Source organism: Lactiplantibacillus sp. 7.2.4, assembly GCF_018991185.1.
GTDB lineage: Bacteria > Bacillota > Bacilli > Lactobacillales > Lactobacillaceae > Lactiplantibacillus > Lactiplantibacillus pentosus.
Map to the genome: position 1 here is coordinate 1 of NZ_JAGYGS010000002.1, position 19,730 is coordinate 19,730.

Consider the following 19,730-nt stretch of genomic DNA (forward strand, 5'->3'; position numbering starts at 1 on the left):
ATCGAGTCATTAATCAATCGATTTAAATTGCTTACATGTATCAAATTTAATGATAAAATGTAGTTATTAACTAGCCATATCAAACGGGGGTAACCATTATGTTACAACAATATCAAAATATCTTGGTACCAGTTGATGGCTCCAAGGCTACCGATGAAGTTCTTCGTCGGGGCATCGAAGTCGCTAAGCGTAACAAGACGCATCTCGACATTTTAAATGTGTTGGAAGTTAACCAATTCAGTGATACGTACGGCGGTGCGGTCAGTGGTGACGTCATCTACAAGCTATCTGAAGACGTTCAAAAACGTTTGGAAGAACTCAAGCAACAGACGATTGACGCTGGTGTGACGGACGTTGACATCCACGTTCGTTTTGGTAATCCGAAGACGGTTATCGCACGCGAATTTCCAGCTGACCATCACAATGAATTGATCATGATTGGTTCGACAGGGCTTTCTGCGGTTGAACGGTTAATGGTTGGGTCGGTAACGACTTACGTTAGCCGGAACGCGATCTGCGACGTTTTAATCGTTAAACCAACGGACACCGAAGAATAAAGCAATATAAAAAGTCTGGATGCGCTCCAGACTTTTTATTTGCCACTAATTTTCCCGACGCCAATCACTTTTAAAGAACAGGAGTAGACGACCTTTGACGTGGACTTATGATCTCAGCATTCCGCCAACTTTAAATCAACAAACGATCCGTACCTGTCTGCGGTCGTGGCTCATTCCTAAGCGTATTCAGGGCCAACTACGGCAAACCCGCCGCATTCAACTCAATGGTCAGCCCACCACAATTGCCAAAATCGTGCAAACTGGGGACCAGCTCACGTTGACGTTTATTCCCAGCGACTTCCGGACGCCAACGTCTAACTATCTGGCCGTTGCGACTAACCCTGTCGATATCTTATATCAGTCAACTGATTTATTGGTCGTCAATAAAGCCGCGGGCATCAAGTCGCATCCGAATCAGCCTGGTGAGACCGGCTCGGTTTTAAACGACCTAGCCGCCACACTGCAGCCCGCTGAGCAAGCACCATACATGGTTCACCGATTAGATCAAATGACCTCTGGCGCAATGCTAGTCGCCTTGAATCCCGTCGTGGTTCCAATCCTGGACCGGCTCATCAGTGAAAAACAAATTCGACGGACGTATTATGCTTGGGTTCGTGGTCATCTTGCCACAACAACTGGTCAATTCACGGCCCCCATCGGTCATGATGCTACCGACAAACGCAAACGCTGGGTCAACACGGCCGATGCCCAGCCAGCACTCACCGACTACGAAGTATGTGCAACAACCGCCCATCAGAGTTTAGTTAAACTGACCTTGCATACAGGCCGTACCCATCAGCTACGAGTGCACCTGGCTGCTAGCGGCCACCCCATTATTGGGGACCCACTTTATGATTCACAGGCTGAGTTAGCGCCCCGTTTGATGCTGCACGCACAATTACTGGATTTGCAACTGCCATTTAGTACCACGCGGGTGCTAGTACCAGCACCATTGCCTGAATTATTTGAGCAGCCATGTTTGATTGACCGTTATTAACTACTTGGATTCGGGCTCAGTCAAATTACTGTGGCTAGTTTGGCTGACAATCTTCATACAAATATAACTGAAGTCAAAAAAAGATTCACCACAATCAGAAGGTGAATCTTTTTTTATGCTGCTAGTTTCATCTTGCTCATTCCATGGTCGATACAGTGGTTAAAAACGCTCATCGATGCGTCGTTCTCACCAACAACCCACTCATGACGGCCAACAACACACCGACTGCCATCCCTTTGAGTGGTTCCCGCGTCAACGGGGTCGCCGTGAGTGCTTCGACCATCGCACCACCTAGATAGGTTACGACCAGGCCTAATACTGCGCCCCAAAAGATTGTGACTAGTAAACTAGCCAGCCACGTCGTCTTCATCAGCTGCTCCTCCACATCTTGCCAGGTTGTCCTGACGATTAGTTCGAGTGTATCAGAGCCCGTGGCGCTTTGCAAATCCGTTATGATTTCAATTAATTCCATCTAATTGATTAATCAGTCAAAACTATCACTAGTTTTCACCAACACCCCGTTGCAGGTCCCAATCCATATCCAGTGTCGATTGCGGGACGTATTGCCGGTTGAGCAATGCTAGCCACTGGCGCACGATTTTACTTAGGGTAAAGTCATGACTGCGGCGGCGGGCACGTTCAGCATAGTCTTGCCGGGTTTCTAAATCATGCAATAACGGCAACAACCCCTTCACAAAACCGTTCACATCGCGGGCTGGCGTCAAGACGCCATGCTGGCCTGCTTGTAAGTACTCTGCCGAACCGGTATTCCACATTGAGACGATTGGTAGCCCCATTGCCATGGCCTCACCCATCACTAGGGGCATTCCTTCCCAACGCGAGGTCATCATGAACACACTGGCCTTCTCGTAGTGTTGCCGTAACTGAGTATCCTTTAAAGCCCCGCGATAAATGATGCGTTCACGAACGTTCAACTCGTCCATCAACCGTTGGAAGGTCGCTAGTTGGTCATCTGGCCCAGAACCCGCAACGGCGATTTGCCAGTCATCCGGGAGCGCGCGCGCCACCGCTAGCAGGTAGTCTAACCCTTTATGTTGTAAATCGATCCGTCCGGTATACGCAATCACATGCTGATTAAGGTCGGCTTGGTGACCCTTAGGTTGCATGGTCGGTGGATTGTAGATCTTGACCGTATGTGAATTAAACCGTGAGTAACCTTCCCAATCAGAATCGGTCAAGGTGACCACCGTATCAGCTGCCAGTAAGCCGGCAACTAATTCATCGCGCATCTGCGCGTAATATTGATTCAAATAAATATCAACGTTGTTATGCATCCACGCAATCACGTTGACCCGCGGCAGCGCCCGCTTGATTGCCGGTGCAAAGCTCGTTAAGAGCCCGCCTGGTAAAATGACCGCATCATAGTGGCCATCTTCTAAGGTCGCAACCAAGTCCGTGATTTGGGCCTCGTAGACTTGTAGCGGGGCCGCGCCAAAGTAATTTAACACCGTGGCACTAGCCGGCCGCCGAGCGGTAATCAGTGGCGCGGCGAGTTCATAAAAAGACCGTGGTTGCGCTAAAGAATAAAAGGTCACATCTGCTTGTGACGTCAATGCATTTCCAAGGACGGTCGTCGCACGTTTGACACCATCCATCACTAAATTTTCGACTGTAAGTAAGATTTTCATCCGCATCGTTGGCTAGTCCCAAATGACTAACCGCTCCTTTCCACTTATGCTTGGTTCATGGAACCGGAATTAGCGACGTTGAGGAATTAATTGGTCACACTCAATTCTTCATTAATATTCCTTTGACATGCCAGCTAATATTAGTTTGGTTAGCTTATTATAACAGGTTTAATTAAAAAGTAATTAGAATATGCTCTGAACACTTTCGACAGCTGATGGTTTACACAGCAAATTATTAGTTTTCATTGTCGTCAGTCATCTCCGGATATCAGAATAAAACGCGCATCGGCAGCCAAGCAATGAGTCAGCGTCAGTCTTACTACCGCTATAAACTTCGTGATTCCGTTTCAACGCAAAAAACCGCCGTGATACCGGAGGCACAAGCCGGTATCACGGCGGTTCAGTTATCTTAAATGACTAGGTTATTTCAAACCTTTCCATTGCCAATCGTTAACTTCTGGCAAGTCGGTTCCGGCGTCACGGATGTATGCGTTGTGTTTTGCAAGCATGTTATCCATGTCTTGAACAAAGGCTGCACCGGTGTTTTCCATTGCTGGTTGCGCCGCAATTGCAGATTTTGCTAAGTCGAAACGGTCCATTTGGTTCATGACCCGGACATCGAATGGTGTCGTAATGTCACCATTTTCACGGTAGCCATGCACGTGTAAGTTGTGGTTGTGACGATCAAAGAAGATGTCACGAACCATGTCTTCGTAACCATGGAAGGCGAAGACAACTGGTTTGTCCTTAGTGAAGTAATGGTCAAATTCAGCGTCTGACAAGCCACGAGGGTCCTTTTCAGGGCTACGTAACTTCAAGATGTCGACCACGTTCACGAAACGAATCTTCATTTCTGGGAAGCTTTCGTGGAGCAATTGGATTGCAGCCAACGTTTCAAGCGTTGGTTCCGTTCCGGCAGCAGCAAACACGATATCTGGTTCGCTACCTTGGTCCGTACTTGCCCAGTCAATGATACCAAGCCCGTTGTCAACTAATTGCTTAGCTTCTTCAATGCTGAACCATTGTTGACGTGGGTGCTTCGACGTAACCACGTAGTTGATCTTTTCTTGGCTACGGAAGATGACGTCCCCAACAGCTAACAAGGAGTTGGCGTCGGCTGGTAAATATTCGCGGATATATTCAGGCTTCTTTTCAGCCAAATGAGTCAAAGCACCTGGATCTTGGTGGGTGTACCCATTATGATCTTGTTGGAACACAGTTGAAGCCGCGATAATGTTGAGTGACGGGTACTTCTTCCGCCAGTCAAGTTCGTTGGCCTTACGTAACCACTTGAAGTGTTGCGTCAACATTGAGTCGACAACCCGTAAGAAGGCTTCGTAACTTGCAAACAAGCCATGACGACCAGTTAAGACGTAACCTTCTAACCAACCTTCAGCTTGGTGTTCAGATAACTGAGCATCCAAGACCCGGCCAGCAGGTGCTTCGTATTGGTCACTATCTGGGTGAATATCTTCCATCCATTGACGGTTAGTGGTTTCAAAGACACCATATAACCGGTTTGACATGGTTTCATCAGGGCCAAATAACCGGAAGTTATCTGGGTTCTTCTTGATAACATCACGCAAGTAGTCTGACCAAACGATCATATCTTGCTTAACGTTGGCACCATGCTTAGACGTATCAACGGCGTAATCACGGAAGTTAGGTAAGTTCAAGGCCTTTGGATCAACCCCACCATTAGTGATTGGGTTAGCGGCCATCCGTGCATCGCCAGTTGGGATAATTTCTTTGATATCATCCTTCAAAGAACCATCTTCATTGAAGAGTTCCTTTGGTTGATATGATTCCAACCAGTCAACTAACGCATCGGCATGTTCCATGTCGGTTTGGTCAACAGGAATTGGAATTTGGTGAGCTCGGAATGAACCTTCGATCTTGTCACCATCCCATGACTTAGGACCAGTCCAGCCCTTAGGTGCGCGGAAGACGATCATTGGCCATACTGGTAAAGTAGCGTCATCGTTTTCACGAGCGTTCTTTTGAATGGCTTTGATCTTTTCAACGGCTTCATCCATGGCCTTAGCTAAAGCTGGGTGAACCTTTTCAGGATCGTCACCTTCAACAAAGATTGGTTCCCAGTTCATGCTTTCGAAGTATTGCTTGATCTTTTCATCAGAAGTCCGACCAAAGATCGTTGGGTTAGAAATCTTAAAGCCGTTAAGGTTCAAGATTGGTAACACTGCCCCATCGTTGATTGGGTTGATGAACTTCGTTGATTGCCATGAAGTTGCTAATGGGCCGGTTTCGGATTCCCCATCACCAACAACAACTGCGGCGATTTCATCAGGGTTGTCAAGGATTGCCCCAACACCGTGTGAAATTGAGTAACCAAGTTCGCCACCTTCGTGGATTGAGCCTGGTGTTTCAGGAGCAGCATGGGAAGCCACGCCACCTGGGAATGAGAATTGCTTGAAGAGTTTTTGCATTCCTTCAACATCCTGCGTAATTTCAGGATAAATATCCGTGTAAGTCCCATCAAGGTATGAGTTGGAGACCATCACTTGGCCACCATGACCTGGACCTTCAACGTAGAACATCTTCAAACCGTACTTGTTGATGACCCGGTTCAGATGCGCATAGATGAAGTTTTGGCCGGCAATCGTGCCCCAGTGACCGATTGGGTGAACCTTAACGTCACTAGCCTTTAATGGCCGTTGTAATAAAGGATTATCTTTTAAATAAAGTTGACCAACTGATAAATAGTTGGCAGCACGCCAGTACTTATCAACTTTTTGCAAATATGCTGGTGATGAGTAATCTGTAGACATTTTCAAAACACTCCTTAATTTGCTTTTTGCTTGAACGTTAGCTGTTTAGCTGTTATCGTTTACAAGTTCTATTCTACCAAGTTATTTTTAAAAATCAACCTTTTTGTTAATTGGAGCGGTCCAATTTTTAAAAAATCCGCAAAAAATGAGGCGTATCCCTTGGGACGCCTCATTTTTTAATTCGTAAATTTTTTTGAACTTGATCCCTTATACGGCCTAAATGTGCCTCAAATTGTCCCGGCCGCTAATTAATTATTCGTCGAAACGAACGTCGTGTACTTCATATACTGATAATGCAGACGCATGTTGGACACTTCAAATGGCGTCCCATCATCCAAGAAGAAAATCCCACTCATCAATCCGACTGGTTCGTTTGGTTTGAGGTGCAATAATTCTTGGTCGTTGGCATTCGACGCATCCGCCGCAATCGACAAGAACGACTTGGTGACCGCAGCGTGCAACGTCTCCTGAACATAGTTAAAAATCGAGCCACTGACGACTTGCCGGTTTAACTGCGGCACGAGTTTGATTGGAATATAGCCACTCTCGATCATGAATGGTTGGTCATCCAGCAAACGTAAGCGCTTAATTTCATAAACAAACTCATCTGCGGTTAAAAATAGGTCCTGTTGCAACTCTTGACTTGCAGGAATGACCCGAAAGTCTAATAATTGAATACTAGGCTTAGCACCTTCAGTGTTCAAACTATCCGTAATTCCTAAATTTGTCCCTTCGTATTTAAATGAAGATTGATTTTTAAGATATAATGGATTAATGAACGTTCCCGAGCCACGCTTCTTGAAAATCAGGCCCTTATTCGCTAGCACATTTAAGGCCCGTTTGATTGAGCTCCGACTTACTTGGTACTGTTCGCTAAGACTACGTTCATCCGGTAGCTTTTTATCAACAAATTCATTCGCCATGATGCGTTTATTCAAATCAGTAATGACTTGTTGATAGACTAAGTCAGCCACGTTAATCCCTCCTTTGAGCTTATTTCGTAACTCAAGTATAGCAGAATTAATTGGCTTTGGGTGAATTGTTCCGGTCCATTTTATAAATTGGACCGTATTTTTAATAAATGTGAGGTAAATAGTATGTCTAAAAAGAAGAAAAAAGACCAATTAGGTAAGACGCTGGTTGAAAAAATTCTGGATAAAGCCAACATTAGTTATCAACAATACGAGTTTCCAACCGAAACTGAAGGCGACGTCCAACAATTACAAGTCGACCATCTCGGTGTCGATGAACATCATATTTACAAAACGCTGGCGTTGACTGGTAACAAGACTGGCCCGGTCGTTGGCGTGCTCCCCTTGGATGAGCATCTCAGCTACAAGAAACTCACCAAGTTATCCGGCAACAAGAAGGTCGGCATGATTCCGCTCAAGGATTTGGAACGCACGACTGGTTACCAACACGGCGCGAATACCCCTGTCGGCATCTGGGAGACTAAAAAGTTCCCGATTTACATCGATGAAGTCGCCAAGCAACAAGGCAAGATTTTGGTTTCATCAGGTAAGATCGGTCGTTCGATTGAAATTGACGCTGACGATTTACGCAAACTCGTCCATGGGACCTTTGGCGCAATAACGGAGTGACCTTGTGGAAAACTTATTTAAAAATAACGGCCTGGCGCTACTGATTTTGATTGGCGTCCCCGGGGTGTTTGCTTGGCTGCTCACACTAGTCAATCGCCAGACCAAAGCCAACTTAGTCAACCACTACGGCATCAATAGTCAGGTCTACTGTGTCTTTCTCGGCATCATCATTCACGAGCTCAGCCATCTGATTGTCGCCCTGATCTTTCGGCACGGCATCCACTCGGTGCGCCTACTGAAGTTGCCACGCCTGCACCAAGTCGACGATTCCGATGAAGCAATGGCGTTAGGCTACGTCAATCACACTTGGAATCGGCACAGCCTCTATCAGGTCATCGGTAACCTGTTCATTGGCGTCGCACCCATCTTTGGTTGTACCGCGGCGTTGCTCGGATTGGACCGCCTACTTGCACCCGGGCTATTCCGCGCTGTCTTTTTACTCGCTGATACGCCCGAACAACCTCAGTGGGCGGCTAGTCTACATGCGCTCACCACGACGCCGGTCAGTTGGTGGCAAGCCCTACTACTGTTGTTTTTGACACTGACAATCGTCATCGGGGGCTTCGACCTGAGCCCGGCGGATTATCAAAACAGCGCGATTGGTCTGTATAGTACGGTCGGACTGATTATTGTGATCACCAGTATTTTGACGCTCATTGGCATCACGGGGTGGTTACACCAGTTGGTCACCTGGGGGTTACTAGTCGCCATGATTCTGAGCTACTCGCTCCTACTTTCACTGATTGTCATGGCAGTGACTCGTTTGCTCAGTAACCGGGCTTAAGTCTCATTTCATATCTAAAACGGGGTTCCTTGCAGCTTTTGAAATGCTTGCAAGGAACCCCGTTTTAATTTTCGCCATTTATTGATTTTTGCCAACTGCCAAATCGCCGTGGCGCAGGCACCATACTCAGGTGGTCAGTCCCTAGTTTTTGCAGTCAGGCCCGCCGAGTAACCACGGCATTTATTTAATCGATTCACCAATGTTACGCGCCTGTTGACTCACTCGCCAACGCCAAAAGCTCCAGACACTCACAACAATCACCAATCCGATGACCGCTCCCCAGAAAACTTGAATATTAGACACGTTCGTTGTCAGTTGAAATAGCGACCCACAATTATTCAGAATGTGAATCATAATTGGCACGAAGATCGTCTTGGTCAACCAGTACGCTGTCGCCAGGACCCAACCCATGCCGGCATAGACCAACCATTCATAGACAGTCTTCGTCTGATGAATTAATCCAAATAACGTGCCACTAACTAGAATGGCCAGCCATCCAGCCCGAGGTTGAAAGAAATAATCCATTAGGACGCCCCGAAATGTCAATTCTTCCATGATGGGACCGACAATTCCCATCGTAAGTAGCCACAGTGGCAACGGGGCGCGTTTCAAGAGGCCTTCAATCGTTGCCTGGTTCTCAGTGATAGGTATCAGCAATCCAATCCCCACATTAACAATCAAAAACACTAACAGACCAACCAAGATTGCCAACCAATGACGCTTCAATGACCATTGCTGCCGCTGAATCGGCCGACCACCGCGATAAATGTACCAGGCCGCACCGACCGTGATCAAGCTGATGATCAGCGCCGCCACAAATAAACCAGTCTGAAAGCCAACATCTCCGCTCCGATTCCGACTAAATTCCACGACGGTCATTGGAATATCAGTCAATTGAATCAATAGGTAGATAATCACTAACTTAAAAATCGCGACTGGCAAGCCTTGTATTTTGAATATTTTCCCCATTTAACGCCCTCCAAAACTTCGACCGGTTGGACTCACTGGCCCAGCATTAGTGCTGCCACCAGATGAGTCCCAGTCAATTTTTAATTGATTGCGCTATCATTACGCCGCGTCTTGAACACTTTAGCGGTCAACAGTGGCAATCACTTGCGTTAATTCCATTCTACCGAATAATGCAGATCAATAGGAATTATTTTTATTAACGTCCGCAAATGCCTGATTAACGTTCATAAAGCAAACTCATTTGATGAAATTAACGATGTCCTGATTAACCATTGCACCACCAACCTCAGACCACACAAAAACGACCAAGGTTGCTGTTCCCTGGCCGTTTTGACTTCAATATTCAGTTCAACGGAATCAGCGCATGCTAACTGGCTCGCGCCACTTATTCGTCATCCGCGGTCCATTCCGCCTTGAATTGGTCGACAAACGCTCGCATGACGTCGGTCCGCCGCTTGGCTAACGCCTTAGCCGCCGGAGTATTCATCATGTCAGCCAGCTTGAACAACTTCTCATAAAAATGATTGATGGCCGTTCCTGGTTGTTGTCGATACTGTTCCTTAGTCAGGTGCTCGCGCGGGGCAATCGCCGGGTCATAAATTTTCTCACCGACGTGGCCCGAGTAATACAAAGCCCTCGCGATACCAATCGCACCAATCGCGTCTAATCGGTCTGCATCTTGCACGATTTGACCTTCCAACGACAATTTTTGCGCGCCATTTAATGACTTGCTAAATGACATGTGGTCGATAATATCAAAAATCGCCGTTTGATCAGCAGTCGAAACGCCAAGTTCACTCAACTGGTCAGCTAAGTCGTGGTGGGCCTGTTCAGAATCAGCCATCAACTTATCATCGATCACGTCATGGAGCCAGGCCGCAGCTAGGGTCAAATTCAAGTTGGCCTGTTCAGCTTGAGCCAAGCGCCGTGCTAAGCGGTTGACCCGTTCGAGATGGTCGCTGCCGTGGCCACTGTGATCCTGCGCCAACTTTTGTCGTGCGTAGGTTCGAATGGCCGTTAATTGTGTTTCGGTTATCATCCACTCACCCTATTCTTGTGTTTGATAGTACGCCTTTAATTTCTTGATCGTCCCACGGCTAAAGGTTAAGTGGTCTCGATTGTCCATACTAATGACACCCTTGTTAAAGTCCACCGTAATCACGTGTTCAAGATTTAAGGCATAGCTTTGAAACTCGTTGAAGAATCGCATCGCCGTCAACTGCTGCTTAATCGTATTCAAATTCTTATGTACGACATAAGATTGTGAGGTCGTCACGATGCGGGTCGTCCGCAGACCATGGACCTTCTCACAATAAACGATATCTTTGAGTTTCAAGGTCAATAATAACGCGCCACTTCTTAAAGTTAAAGTCGGTTCTGCCGACCGTTCAAGCGTAACCAACCGCTTCTTGACCACTTCCAAGACTTGTTGGACTTGGGGCACAAATTTGGTTTCATCGAACATGTTCGCCTTTGAAATGAATCCGGTCGGCGTCGTCATCGCGCTCAACGTCTCTGGCATCATGTCATCTCGAATCGTGACATACACGACAAAGCCATCTGGATCATAGTCGCGAATTTTTGAAGCAAGCTGAATCCCATTAATTTCACGCTGTAACACAATATCTAAAAAATAAAGATTTGGTCCGCCACCATTTTTGACCGCTGCCAACACATCAGCTGGCTGCCAAGCCGAAACGAACTCATAATTAAAATGCAATGCATCTAGCTGTTTCGTAATGATGTCGTTTAACCAGAGACGTTGCTGTTCCTGATCGTCACTGATAAAAACCTTCATATCAACCACTCTTCCCAATGTAAAGCAGATTAACAAACTAACCACCCAATACTAAAATCTGCTCTACGCCCATTTAAATTGTTTACAATCAGCCTTTATCATACTAAAGCCCCGTCATTCCAGCAACTAAAAAAACGTCGGTCAGCTAAATAAAACTGTGAAATCAGCTCACCCACGTTAGATGCTACTTTTCAATTTGTTGCGGTTTAATTTGGGCTTGATTCAAGCGTAGTAACTCGTCTGTCCGCAATTTGTTGACGATCAGTTGTGCTGCGGCGGTCGTCAAACTGTGACTCAGATCTTGGTCTGAGATCGTAATGGGATCATCGGGATGGTGCAGTTGATTCGTCAACGCCGTAATGAAGTTATCGTAAGCGCGCTTTGGATAACCAGTTGCCGTTACTTGATCAATCCCCTGCCGAATTTTATCAAGCGGATAACTTGGTTTGAGTAAACTAATCACGATGATATCCGCCAATTGCATAATTTGATACTTTTTCTTAACGGGCGACAAAATCACCTTGTGTTTGACATAATTGTTGATCATCGCGGCCGTCACCGGATCAGCCCCCAGTGGTTGCAACGTTTCGTTGATCAACAGTAGGACCTGGTCCATGTAGAGGTCAAAATTCGGAAGTTCGGTCCATTTTGGTAGGATGACCTTACTCATCCGTTGTTGCCAGTCGGCGTACGTCTCATTAGCTGCCATCAAAATCCCTCCTCAATTGCTGATTGATGTCCGTTTAAGTTATTTCTATTATACCTAGATTAACTAGTCTTGTAAACTAGATGACATTGTAAATCACATTAATTTCGGAATATGTTACCATTGTATGAGTTAATCAAAATACAAATGAAAAGTAGGTTATCTGGTATGTATGAAATGACCAAAAAACTGCGCGTCGGTGATGACGTCAAAGCATTGATTCCACAAGCTGTGATTGCAGGTCTCTGGGACCGGCTCAAAGCGATGCGCAAAGAAAAGTTACTAATCGATAGTACGATGGCCGTCATGTTTAGTGACGACTATGAAGACGACAAAATCTTCTTCATGACACTTCAAAAATCCGGCTCATTCAACAATGAATACGAAATGGCTTATGACGGGCCCAAAAACTTTCTCGGTCACGGGACCATCGTGATTATCAAGGACCGGCCGAAGACGATTCAAATGAGTATCTCGGCTGCCAACAAACAGGCGGATGAAGATAGTGAAGACAACGCGGATAAACCATCTGATTCTGAAACTACTGATTAATTGAACCAGTACTCAATAAAACGGACGAGCAACCAGTGATTGCTCGTCCGTTTTATTTTCCAGATCATTTCTGGATTTAACTTCTCGGTGTTCATCTGAAACATTCTTTAACAACTTTTAGTTTCTTTTGTGTGAATTCTGATTTACTTTTTTGAGTCCTTCATACTTGATCCCTGTTGAATAATATTTTGACCCTTGCCCTTTCTTTTAGCTTTCAGGTCCAGTACAAAATCTGAAATTTTATTCTGATCTAGCTTACTCAAATGACCAATTTCTTGAAAGCTGATATCAGCGTTGGGAAAACGATAAAGATTACCAAGATCAACCCATGACGGCTTCTTCAATCCAGCCACTTTCCAATCTTTAATTGGATAGTATTGTTGTCTGATATAAAATGATTTATTTTGATACTTACTGGTAATTTTATAAGCTTCGACCGTTTGCTCTGATACCTTACGGATTAATACTGGCCGAGACTTGCCGCCGTTGGTTTCTACAAAGCTAACGTATAGACTGATTAAGTCATTAGTCCTCATCGGGATCATTGAGCCAATCGGCGACTTCTTTAGCGTCTTTAAATGTGATTACTGGCGTATCTTCGGTCACTTTTAAAAAGCGTAAACTCGCTTTTTCTTCTTCACTTAAAGACACATCAAAAGGCAAAGCACCATTAGCAACAATCCGCTTGTAAAACATGTTAATCGCTGTAGTTGGGTTAAGACCCAACTCACTTAAAACTGCCTCAGTATTATCGGCCAAATCCTTATCAATCTTAACTTGCACCCGTTTCTTTTCCTTAACTGCCATATTGTCTCGTCCCCTTTCATTAGTTTCTACCACTATACTACCTTTTGAGTACCTTCTCAATCATTTAAGTCCCTCAAAACTGTGATCTTAGGTTTGTTGCTCTTTCGTTAATAGAACCCCCTAAGATGGTTCTCGAAACATCCGTATACACATTCTACAGCTGTCTCCACTGCCGAATTTAATATAAGATTGATTCAAAACGGCCTAAACAGGCTTATATAGCCTTTCATTCTCAGTCACTTTCATCATAAACAAAGTGTTTTACGGCATGCAATTTGTTTTTTCCACCAAATGTTAATTAAAGTTTGCGTCGTGCCATATAAACTTTTTCAACATTTTAATATGCAGATTATTGGCTGACAAACAGAAAGCTATAGCCCAAGGACGCGTCCTAACCATTCTCAGTGCTAAATGATAACTAATACTAAGACTATTCATTCGACCATCATTCAATGCAGTCCCTTGTATTGGCTTACGATGGGAGATGCTGAATCGCGTAGTCCGCCTGTTCGCTTGTGAACTGTTCACCATAATCAGAAGTCAATTGTTCCCGAATCGATTCAGTCGACATAGCCATGTCCTTCTGGTAACTTTTGGCCTTTGCCAGTGCATTGGCTTCCCAATCGATACCTTCGAGATGTTCCATCGCATAAGTAACTGCTTCGGGTGTAAAATTCTCGCCATAGGAGGAAGCTAGTTGTTCGTGCACGCCAGCTTCCGACATGTCCATGTGACGCGCATAACTCTGAGCCTTCTTCAAAGCCGCCTGATGTTCCATTGGCACCTTACTTTCCGACTTAGTTGAAGCTGCTGGTTTGGCCGATTCTTCTGCTTCTGATTCTTTTGTCTCTGTCGTTTCTGATTCGTCTTCTGCTTCCGCCTTCTCAGATTCTGTCGTCCGTTCCTGCTGGATAGTCGTCGCTTGACTCAGCTTTTCATTGACCTTGCCACTGCTCAAACTAATCCCCACAATTAGTACCAATGCAATGACCGCCCCATAAATTACCTTCTTTTTCAAAATTATCCCCCTTATTCAATTCACCTAACTAATAGTTTCAATAATAGAGAATTCTACAGAAGTCTGAGATAACCGTAAAGCTGAGGACTGAATACCTTAATTTATGAAGAGATCGCATCCTCCAGCGTCTGATTGTGCCACTTCCTGCTTAAGAAACAAAGATGTGTATGCTCTGTCATTTTGACGTTTGTCACCTAACACCGTAGTTAACTGCTTCCTAAAATCCGTATTATATTAATGATGAATTTGGACTTAGCCTCGACCGCCCTTGTGCCAGTGGTTTAGCTGAACCGTGAGTGCAAAAAAACTAGCTTCAGAAATTAATTCATTTCCAAAGCTAGTTCACGTTTAATCATTAAACTGAATGTTACACCATCAAGGCACAACATGAACTGATATTCTTATTGAACTTCAATCTTGCCCGCCGAATCGGCCACCTTTTTCGGTAGCGTCACCGTCAGTAGTCCTGCTTGGTAGTGGGCTTGAATTTGATCACGCACCACATCGGCAAGATGGAACTTCCGGGTGAAGTCTGCATCCATTCGTTCACGATGCAACATCCGCCCATCATCGTTACGATCATCCTGTGAGCGATGCGCACGAATCGTTAACCATTCGTCAGCATAGTTCACCGTAATCGCCTGCTTATCAAAACCGGGTAATTCGGCTGTTACGGTGTAATCATCATCGTGTTCGACCACGTCAGTCTTCATGCCGACATGGGCATTCAAAACGTTCTCTGCCTCACGGTGGGCACGTTTTAATAATCTTGCTGGGTAAAGCAAATCATCTAAGTGATGACCTAATAATTGCTGGCGCATATGAATAACCTCCGTCTCAAATCAAAGTTTAGTAAGCCTGTTGGTGAATGGCTTCAGCAAGTAAATCTAAGGCATGGTCACGTGTGCCGACTTGATCCATATCGAAAATAATTGAATCAATGTCGCCACCCTTGAAGTCAAATTGTTCGAAGTAGATATATGGGTCTTCGCCGTCGACCTTTAAGAAAGCGGCTTCAATCTTTTTCCCAAAACCTTGGGCCCAATCGGCATCGGCCATTTGACTAAAATCAGCACGGGTCACGTAACCATGGTCACGAATTAAATCCATCGCTTTGTTGACATCACTATCTTGATAAACCAATTTCTTCGAATCCTCATGAATCTTAGTTTTCGTTTCTACTGGCATCATTGAAGATCTCCCTTTACTTGATATACCTTTAGTTTAGCACCAATTTTTGAAAACGTTAACTATCTTTCTCATTTCCAGTAAATTCGCCGATATTCGGCCTGACTTTTCCCTTTTCAAACTTGACTTACCAATTGCATCACTATCTCAAGGGCTGACAAAAACGGGGATAAGCCTTATAATATAAGCTACTTCGCGTTATAATCAAAGTAACTAATATTATGAAATGAGGAATGTTTCTTTGGACAGTGGCCAGATAATTGTTAATTTAGTCATTATTGTCATTACATTCTTCGTTGCGGCGTTCTTTGTGGCCTGTGAGTTTGCACTCGTTCAGACCCGACCCAGCGCCCTCGAAGAAGAACAAAAAAAGCGTGATAAACCGTCAAAACGGATTGCAACTTCACTTCACATGGTTCGTAATCTGAACGAGTACCTCTCAACAACTCAAGTCGGGGTCTCATTAGCCGGAATCATCTTAGGTTGGATTGGTGAACAAACCACTGAACACTTTGTTCTCGATTTCTTATCAATCTTCAACCTCTCCGTTTCAACGACTGTCCTCCGGGGAATCAGTATCGTAGTTGGGGTCTTCCTATTGACTTACTTGGAAGTCGTCTTGACCGAAATCGTACCGAAAAATATCGCGATCGATATGCCGTTGAAAGTGATGGCGGTCATTACGACGCCATTACGGTGGTTCCACGTAGTCTTCTACCCATTCGTGTGGTTACTCAACGTTTCATCGGCTGGCGTGGTCAAAATGTTAGGGATTCCAGTGGCGAACGAAGACAACGACGTCTATTCGCAAGCTGAAATCCTGAACTTATCACGTAACGCCGTGACTGGCGGTGAGTTGGAACGTAACGATTATCTTTACATGGAACGGGCATTTGAGTTCAACGACAAAATTGCCAAAGACATCATGATCGACCGGACGCAACTGGTCGTCATCGATATCAATGACACCGTCAAGCAAGCGATTCGCGTTTATTTACAGAAACGCTTCAGTCGCCTACCCGTCGTTGCCAACAACGATAAGGATAAGATTTTAGGTTACGTCTACAACTACGATTTGATTCGCCAAGGTGAAGTCGACGATGATATTCGCGTCAACAAGTTATTACGAAACATCATTACGATTCCAGAAACGACACCGATTCAAGCGATCCTCCAGAAAATGATCGATAAGCAAACCCCGATCGTGGTGGTTGTCGATGAGTATGGTGGGACCAGTGGTATCGTGACCGATAAAGATATTTATGAAGAATTATTCGGAACGGTCAATGATGAAATCGATAATGTGTCGAACGAATACATCGAAAAGCAAGCCAATGGCACTTACCGCATTAGCGGAAAAATGACGATTTATGATTTTGAACGGTACTTCAAGACCGACTTACAAGAATTTGAGGATTCAGATGTCGTTACATTGACGGGTTACATTCTGGACAACTTCCCGAAAATTCAAGCTGGTGATACCATTCAAATCGGCAACTTCAATTTCAAAGCGCTTGATTTTGAAAATGCCTACATCAACTGGTTTGAGGTCAGTTCACCAACGACCCCAGCCACTCCTGATGACAATGATGACCAAGAACAAGCTAACTAGATAGAACCACTCAGCCACGTTGCTGGGTGGTTTTTTTGTGACATCAATGACTATCGAGACGGGTTGCAGGTCTGGCCTACTCACGTAAATTTCAGGGCGCTATTGGTGGACCCACGACTTTCTCATTTAATAAACTTTAAATTTCCCTTAAGCCGCCATTTATCCGCCTAAACTTAGGCGATTCGGAACCCGCGTCGTTTGCAATTAACTAGTGCCCAGCGTAAACTAAGACTAATGTAAAAACAGAAATGAGGAACGACTGTGAGTGAATCAACGATTAATATTATTTATATTTCCATCGAAGGAAACACCCGCTCATTTGTCACCGGTATGCAAGACTACGCCAAGACCCAGCATGCCGCTGATGATAGCAATCCATTAGTTAATTTAAAGGAAATTACCGAACAATCTGAGTTCGAGATTGAGACTGAACCCTACTTTGCCTTCGTCCCAACTTACCTCGACGGTGGTAACGGCATTGACAACGGGGTCAAAGAATTAATGACCAACGTTCTCGGTGAATATTTGAACTATGACCAAAATTCACGCTACTGCTTAGGCGTTGTTGGCTCTGGTAACCGGAACTTCAACGAACAGTATTGCCTGACTGCTCGGCGCTATGCTGAACAACTTGATACCGATTTCATCGCCGACTATGAACTTCGTGGTACTTCGGTCGATACCGAACGCATCTACAATGTCATCAAGGAACGCTTAGCCGCTTACCGCGATAACCAACCACTCTAACGATTTCAAAAAGGTCCTAGCAACCGCACGTCTAATGCGATTGCTAGGACCTTTTTTGTTTGTGCGACGACTTATATGGCATTGATGTTGATTTACCAATGACATGAAGCTCAAATTACCTAATGCTCGATAGCCAATTGCGCCAGAATAGGTCTCGTTCACTCGCCATTCCCACGGGTTCCCGACTGGACGATCATCGGCGAACGAATAATAAGCCACATTATCGGCACTTTTAAATCAGGATCCGTGACGCATTAACTAGCACAATCGGCCTATGCCCTACTCGTTGGGCTTATCCTTATCAAAAATCGTTGGCCCGATGATCAGTGATTCAGCTAATAGTGTTTCGTTGTATAATTTGAACACGTATTTTTGATACTTAACTTCGCGCTGCGAAATCATGTCCAAATAGTCGCGTTCCCGTGCTAAGGCGTTCATAAATGCGCGCATTTCCAGTTCTTTTTCCGCCCCCGTAAATTCAGGATGGCGGACGACATCGAACCAGGCACGCGTAAAATCACGCGTTCGCGTCCGCTGCTTTTGCGTCATCAAATCAAAAATAACGGACTGTTTCACGTTCGCCGGCAAGTACATTTTTTGGACCGTATCAATGGCCTGATGCACCATTTCAACACGAATTTTATCTATTTCATTGGCTGCCTCATCATCCGTTACGGCGGGTTTTAAGAGCCAACGAAAGATAATCGTTGGGACCACCATGCTCAGAATAATCAAGGTGCTAGCCGTCATCAGTACTAGATTAAAGTCTGTTCGCCCAACTGCCGTATCCGCTAAGGTGTAAGCCAACGCCAAGGTCACCGCCCCGTGTACACCACCTAGGGAAAAAATCCAAGCTGGGCGATTTTTGAAATTTAACCGTAACCGGCCGTAAACATACCGGACCAAGACCGTGCTGAGATACAGGACAACCCCAATCATCAAAAAGTTCAAGGAGCCATGTCCAAAGTGGTCGTTCACCAAAATTTGAATAAACATAAAGCCCAGCACCACGAATACCATGCTGTTGAATATTTCGGTAATCATGCTGACTAAGTCGAAGGCAAAATGTACTTGCTGCGAATTGAGTAGTCGACTCCGCTGGGCTTCCGCATTGTGTACCAACCCCGCAACGACCACGGCAATAATTCCAGACACGTGCAGGGCTTCGGCAGCATAATACAAAATAAAAGGCGTAATAATATAAATTAACAATGACGCATTCAAGGCATTGTACGAGGACCGAAGCCACACCTGGCGTGACAGCACCAGAATCCAGGCACTAACAAACCCGAACAGCACGCCACCGCCCGCTGAAATCATAAAATCCATCATCGTTTGGCCGTAATTGATATAACCGTTGGCATACCATAAGACAGCCATGTTCAATAAAATAATGCCGGAAGCATCGTTGAATAGCGACTCCATTTTCAAGAAGGTGCCCTCAGTGGTCGGCATTTCTAGACCATTCGTCACGGATTCCATTGCCGTCGCATCCGTCGGTGTACTGATTGCCGCGAGAATAAAAGCTAATGGCAAACTAACGACGCCCAGTGCGGCTAAACTAAAGCCCGCAACAATCATCGCCAGAATAACTAAAGCCCGCAACAATCATCGCCAGAATAACTAAAACCACCGTTGTTTGAATAATGTGTTTGAATTCCTGCCCGACGACATTCAAGCGCGTTGCTTGACCTTCGAAAAATAGTAACGGTGCAACAATTAGGCCGATGAAAATCTCAGAATTGAATTTTTCAATGTGGTTCCCTAAGATGGGCACACAAAACAGGACCATTCCCACTAACAGGCTAAGATAGTTGACCGAGATTTGTGGTATTACCCGGGAAATAAAGATACTCACAACAGCTGCGATGACTAAAATAAAGGTCGAAATCATTAAGTTCACGTACTCACCCCATTTTCAATAATTAACTTAGATGCCCTTGCATAGCCTTATCT

At 45.1% G+C, this 19,730-nt stretch carries 19 protein-coding genes and 2 pseudogenes; 7 read left to right on the forward strand and 14 right to left on the reverse strand.

Annotated features, from left to right (window positions below):
* Positions 1–98 precede the first annotated feature (98 nt).
* Together KGF70_RS00790 and KGF70_RS00795 are read left to right on the forward strand one after the other, a co-directional pair.
* Positions 99–557 (forward strand): universal stress protein, encoded by a 459-nt coding sequence (locus KGF70_RS00790; RefSeq protein ID WP_050339609.1) that lies wholly within the window; start codon positions 99–101, stop codon positions 555–557.
* 94 nt (positions 558–651) lie between these two features.
* Positions 652–1,554 (forward strand): RluA family pseudouridine synthase, encoded by a 903-nt coding sequence (locus tag KGF70_RS00795; protein ID WP_216768211.1) that lies wholly within the window; start codon positions 652–654, stop codon positions 1,552–1,554.
* 169 nt (positions 1,555–1,723) lie between these two features.
* On the opposite strand, the gene KGF70_RS00800 is transcribed toward KGF70_RS00795, so the two are convergent.
* From KGF70_RS00800 to KGF70_RS00815, 4 genes are all read right to left on the reverse strand, one after another.
* Entirely contained in the window at positions 1,724–1,924 is a 201-nt protein-coding gene (locus KGF70_RS00800) for a DUF2929 family protein (RefSeq protein ID WP_050339617.1), read from the reverse strand.
* A gap of 130 nt (positions 1,925–2,054) precedes the next feature.
* On the reverse strand, positions 2,055–3,203 hold the full coding sequence (locus tag KGF70_RS00805; protein WP_216768245.1) for a glycosyltransferase: 1,149 nt from the start codon (positions 3,201–3,203) through the stop codon (positions 2,055–2,057).
* A 422-nt stretch (positions 3,204–3,625) separates the two neighbouring features.
* Positions 3,626–5,992, reverse strand: coding sequence for a phosphoketolase (locus KGF70_RS00810; RefSeq protein ID WP_101873075.1), 2,367 nt, complete (start codon positions 5,990–5,992; stop codon positions 3,626–3,628).
* 248 nt (positions 5,993–6,240) lie between these two features.
* Positions 6,241–6,966: a GntR family transcriptional regulator gene (locus tag KGF70_RS00815; RefSeq protein ID WP_021337648.1), complete on the reverse strand. Its 726-nt coding sequence runs from the start codon at positions 6,964–6,966 to the stop codon at positions 6,241–6,243.
* A gap of 123 nt (positions 6,967–7,089) precedes the next feature.
* Between KGF70_RS00815 and ybaK the strand changes: the two genes are divergently transcribed.
* Entirely contained in the window at positions 7,090–7,593 is a 504-nt protein-coding gene (gene ybaK / locus KGF70_RS00820) for a Cys-tRNA(Pro) deacylase (RefSeq protein ID WP_216768212.1), read from the forward strand.
* Positions 7,594–7,597: 4 nt separating this feature from the next.
* Positions 7,598–8,377, forward strand: coding sequence for a hypothetical protein (locus KGF70_RS00825; RefSeq protein WP_216768213.1), 780 nt, complete (start codon positions 7,598–7,600; stop codon positions 8,375–8,377).
* Between the two features lie 180 nt (positions 8,378–8,557).
* On the opposite strand, the gene KGF70_RS00830 is transcribed toward KGF70_RS00825, so the two are convergent.
* The 4 genes from KGF70_RS00830 to KGF70_RS00845 all read right to left on the reverse strand — a co-directional run bounded on the left by KGF70_RS00830 (position 8,558) and on the right by KGF70_RS00845 (position 11,853).
* Positions 8,558–9,346, reverse strand: a complete 789-nt coding sequence (locus KGF70_RS00830) for a CPBP family intramembrane glutamic endopeptidase (RefSeq protein ID WP_216768214.1) — start codon at positions 9,344–9,346, stop codon at positions 8,558–8,560.
* A gap of 385 nt (positions 9,347–9,731) precedes the next feature.
* Complete coding sequence (locus tag KGF70_RS00835) at positions 9,732–10,385, reverse strand: HD domain-containing protein (RefSeq protein ID WP_105961447.1); 654 nt, start codon at positions 10,383–10,385, stop codon at positions 9,732–9,734.
* Positions 10,386–10,394: 9 nt separating this feature from the next.
* Positions 10,395–11,144: a LytTR family DNA-binding domain-containing protein gene (locus tag KGF70_RS00840; RefSeq protein WP_216768215.1), complete on the reverse strand. Its 750-nt coding sequence runs from the start codon at positions 11,142–11,144 to the stop codon at positions 10,395–10,397.
* A gap of 184 nt (positions 11,145–11,328) precedes the next feature.
* Positions 11,329–11,853 (reverse strand): DUF1836 domain-containing protein, encoded by a 525-nt coding sequence (locus KGF70_RS00845; RefSeq protein ID WP_003639400.1) that lies wholly within the window; start codon positions 11,851–11,853, stop codon positions 11,329–11,331.
* 165 nt (positions 11,854–12,018) lie between these two features.
* On the opposite strand from KGF70_RS00845, the gene KGF70_RS00850 reads away from it, so the two are divergent.
* A complete protein-coding gene (locus KGF70_RS00850) occupies positions 12,019–12,402 on the forward strand; it encodes a hypothetical protein (protein WP_050339628.1) in 384 nt (127 codons plus the stop codon).
* 12 nt (positions 12,403–12,414) lie between these two features.
* Here KGF70_RS00850 and KGF70_RS00855 read toward each other — a convergent pair.
* From KGF70_RS00855 to KGF70_RS00875, 5 genes and pseudogenes are all read right to left on the reverse strand, one after another.
* Positions 12,415–12,938: pseudogene (locus tag KGF70_RS00855) on the reverse strand (hypothetical protein).
* Positions 12,928–13,209, reverse strand: coding sequence for a type II toxin-antitoxin system RelB/DinJ family antitoxin (locus tag KGF70_RS00860; RefSeq protein ID WP_088770923.1), 282 nt, complete (start codon positions 13,207–13,209; stop codon positions 12,928–12,930). Before KGF70_RS00860 ends, KGF70_RS00855 begins: the two are co-directional and overlap by 11 nt.
* Before the next feature lie 472 nt (positions 13,210–13,681).
* Complete coding sequence (locus KGF70_RS00865; protein ID WP_253954773.1) at positions 13,682–14,227, reverse strand: Ltp family lipoprotein; 546 nt, start codon at positions 14,225–14,227, stop codon at positions 13,682–13,684.
* A gap of 401 nt (positions 14,228–14,628) precedes the next feature.
* Entirely contained in the window at positions 14,629–15,048 is a 420-nt protein-coding gene (locus KGF70_RS00870) for an Hsp20/alpha crystallin family protein (protein ID WP_088770921.1), read from the reverse strand.
* Between the two features lie 28 nt (positions 15,049–15,076).
* Entirely contained in the window at positions 15,077–15,418 is a 342-nt protein-coding gene (locus tag KGF70_RS00875; protein WP_050339634.1) for a hypothetical protein, read from the reverse strand.
* 238 nt (positions 15,419–15,656) lie between these two features.
* Here KGF70_RS00875 and KGF70_RS00880 point away from each other — a divergent pair, with 238 nt between their 5' ends.
* Both KGF70_RS00880 and nrdI read left to right on the forward strand, forming a co-directional pair.
* Entirely contained in the window at positions 15,657–17,027 is a 1,371-nt protein-coding gene (locus tag KGF70_RS00880) for a hemolysin family protein (protein ID WP_101873069.1), read from the forward strand.
* Positions 17,028–17,288: 261 nt separating this feature from the next.
* Positions 17,289–17,774, forward strand: coding sequence for a class Ib ribonucleoside-diphosphate reductase assembly flavoprotein NrdI (nrdI, locus tag KGF70_RS00885; protein WP_050339638.1), 486 nt, complete (start codon positions 17,289–17,291; stop codon positions 17,772–17,774).
* Between the two features lie 279 nt (positions 17,775–18,053).
* Here nrdI and KGF70_RS00890 read toward each other — a convergent pair.
* Positions 18,054–19,677: pseudogene (locus tag KGF70_RS00890) on the reverse strand (cation:proton antiporter).
* Positions 19,678–19,730: the final 53 nt, after the last annotated feature.